Raw genomic sequence first — 3,178 nt, forward strand, 5'->3', positions numbered from 1 at the left:
GGTGATCACCGCCATCCTCGGAATGGTCACCGGCGCAGTCTGACGCCATTCCTCCCGGCCCCGGCCCTGTCGTCGCTCCCCGACGTCCGGACCGGGGCCGGCTGCTTTTCCATGACCTGCGGGAATGCACCGCCGCGCGCTCCTGAGCTGCGGATGTGCCCATGTCGACAAGGCGTCCGCGCTGGTAGACGGCCTGAGGGGATTGTCGACAAACGGTCCGGAACGGCGCGACTACCCCCTTTCCCGCCCGGTATCCGCCCGTTTCCGGATCGTTACGGACACGCCATTTCCGGACGGCGTCAGTTCCTTTTCCGATGCGCCACTCTTCTCCCTGACGGCGCGACCCGCAGCCGCCGCACACGAGATGTGGAGAGACCCGATGACCGACCCGACCGACGCCCGCCCGACCAGCACCTCCTGGTGGGGCGACCGCGGCGTCACCACCAAGGTGCTGAGCACCGTGGCGCTGGGCGCGGTCGTGACCGGCACCGTCGGGCTCCTCGGCCTGCAGGCCCTCGGCGACACCGCCGACTCCGCCGACGCCCTGTACGAGGAGAACTTCGCCGGCGCGCTCCGTGCCGCGGAGATGGACGGGCTCCTCAGCGACATGCGCGTCGGCACGCGCAACGCCCTCCTGGTGGAGACCCCCGCGGAGACGGCGGAGGCGTTCGCCGTGGTCGACGGCTACCGCGAGGACTTCCAGGCCGCGCTCGACGGCTACGTCGCCACCGGGGTCAGCCCGGAGGCCCAGGCCCTGGTCGACGAGATCGGGGCCGGCATGGACGACTACGTCGCCTTCCAGGAGACGGTCCTCGGCCCGCTCGCGCTCGCCGGCGACGTCCGCGGCTGGGTCACGCTCAACGACGCCCAGGGCGCGCCCATCGTCGCGGCCCTCACCGAGGACCTGCAGGCGCTGACCGACCTCGAGCAGTCCAGCGCCGCCGCGGCCGCCGAGGGCATCCGCGCCGACTACGAGTCGCAGCGCACGCTGGCCCTCGTCCTCATGCTCGCGGGCATCGTGGTCACGGCCGGCCTGGGCTGGGTCGTCGCCCGGGGCCTGGCGCGCGGCGTGGCACGGGTGCAGCACGTCGCCGAGGGCCTGTCGGCCGGCGACCTCACCCGCGCCGCCGGGCTGACCACCCGCGACGAGCTCGGGCGGATGGGCCAGGCGCTCGACACGGCGGTCGTCGAGCTGCGCGGCGTGATGGCCTCCGTGGTCGGCGCGGCCGACGCGGTGGCGGCCAGCTCGGAGGAGCTCAGCGCGTCCTCGGCGCAGATCTCGGCGTCGGCCGAGGAGACCTCCGCGCAGTCCGGCGTGGTGTCGGGCGCCGCGGAGGAGGTCTCCCGCAACGTGCAGACCGTCGCCGCCGGCGCCGAGCAGATGGGCGCCTCGATCCGGGAGATCGCCACCAACGCCGCCGAGGCCTCCGCCGTCGCCGCTCGCGCGGTCACCGCCGCGGAGACCACCACCGCCACCGTCGCCAAGCTCGGCGAGAGCTCGGCCGAGATCGGCAACGTCGTCAAGGTCATCACCTCGATCGCCGAGCAGACCAACCTGCTCGCCCTCAACGCCACCATCGAGGCCGCCCGGGCGGGCGAGGCCGGCAAGGGCTTCGCCGTGGTCGCGAACGAGGTCAAGGAGCTCGCGCAGGAGACCGCGAAGGCCACCGAGGACATCGCCCGCCGGGTGCAGGCCATCCAGGCCGACACCGGCGCCGCGGTGGGCGCCATCGGCGAGATCAGCTCGATCGTCGCCCAGATCTCCGACCGCCAGACCACCATCGCCTCCGCGGTGGAGGAGCAGACCGCCACCACCAACGAGATGAGCCGCTCGGTCCAGGAGGCCGCGCAGGGCTCCGGCCAGATCGCGGACAACATCTCCGGCGTCTCCTCGGCCGCCGACAGCACCACCCAGGCCCTGTCGCAGACCCGCGTCGCCGTCGACGAGCTCTCCCGCATGGCCGCCGACCTGCGCACCAGCGTCGCCCGCTTCACCTACTGATCCCCCGGCACGAGACCACCCAGGAGCACATCCATGTCCACCACCCGTGCCGGCTCGTCCGGCGGCTGGTTCGCCGACCGCCCGGTCGCCGTCAAGATCGGCGCCGCCGTGGCCGTCCTCGCGGTCGTCGCCGTCGCCATGACCGTCCTCGCGGTCAACCGGCTGTCGGCCGTCGAGGCCGCCGCCACCCGGATCAACGACAACGTCGTCCGGCTCGCCGACCTCGCGAACATCCAGCGCTCCTGGCAGGGCGACCGCTCGCGCTACAACAGCTACGCGCTGCTGGACCCGCAGGCCCGTGTGGAGCTGCGTGCCGACCTGGCCGAGCGCCGCGGGACCATCGAGGACCAGCTCGACGCCTACGCCGAGGTGACGGTCAACAAGACGGCGTTCGAGGAGTTCCGCACCACCGTCGACGGCTACTACGAGGTCGCGGAGACCCAGCTGCTCCCCGCCGCGGACGCGGGCCAGCTGCCCGCCGCCGGGGCCGTCATCGCCGGCCCGCTGCAGGACGCCTCCGACTCGATCATGGACCAGTACAACGCCATGCAGGAGCGGCGCGTGGCCGCCGGCCAGACCGACACCGACGACGCCGTGGGCATCGTCTCCTCGGCCACCGTGACCCTGTGGACGGCCCTGGCGATCGGCATCGCCCTGGCCGGCGGGCTGACCCTCCTCGTCGTCCGCCGCCTGGTGGGCACCGTCCGCTCGGTGCAGGCCTCGGTCGAGGCGCTGGCCGCCGGCGACCTGACCGTCACCCCCGAGGTGCGCGGCCGCGACGAGCTGGGCCGCATGGCCGCCGCGCTGGGCGACGCCCAGGAGACGCTGCGCGGCGTCATGTCCTCCGTGGTCGGCGCCGCCGACGCCGTCGCCGCCTCCAGCGAGGAGCTGTCGGCCTCGGCCGCGCAGATCTCCGCGTCGGCGGAGGAGACCTCCGCGCAGTCCGGCGTGGTGTCGGGTGCGGCGGAGGAGGTCTCCCGCAACGTGCAGACCGTCGCCGCGGGTGCGGAGGAGATGGGCGCCTCGATCCGGGAGATCGCCACGAACGCGGCTGAGGCCTCCGCGGTCGCCGCTCGGGCGGTCACGGCCGCTGAGACGACGACGGCGACGGTGGCGAAGCTGGGTGAGTCCTCCGCGGAGATCGGCAACGTCGTCAAGGTGATCACCAGCATCGCC

General features: G+C 73.5%; 2 protein-coding genes. Both read left to right on the forward strand.

Features of this window, described 5'->3' with window-relative positions; all coding sequences use genetic code 11:
* The first annotated feature begins 379 nt into the window (after positions 1-379).
* Positions 380-2,002, forward strand: a complete 1,623-nt coding sequence (locus WA616_RS24310; protein ID WP_336033935.1) for a methyl-accepting chemotaxis protein — start codon at positions 380-382, stop codon at positions 2,000-2,002.
* A gap of 33 nt (positions 2,003-2,035) precedes the next feature.
* Positions 2,036-3,178: methyl-accepting chemotaxis protein (locus WA616_RS24315; protein WP_336033937.1), on the forward strand; the 1,143-nt coding region annotated here is incomplete at its 3' end.

Source organism: Geodermatophilus sp. FMUSA9-8 (assembly GCF_037034165.1).
In the GTDB taxonomy this organism is placed as follows: domain Bacteria; phylum Actinomycetota; class Actinomycetes; order Mycobacteriales; family Geodermatophilaceae; genus Geodermatophilus; species Geodermatophilus nigrescens.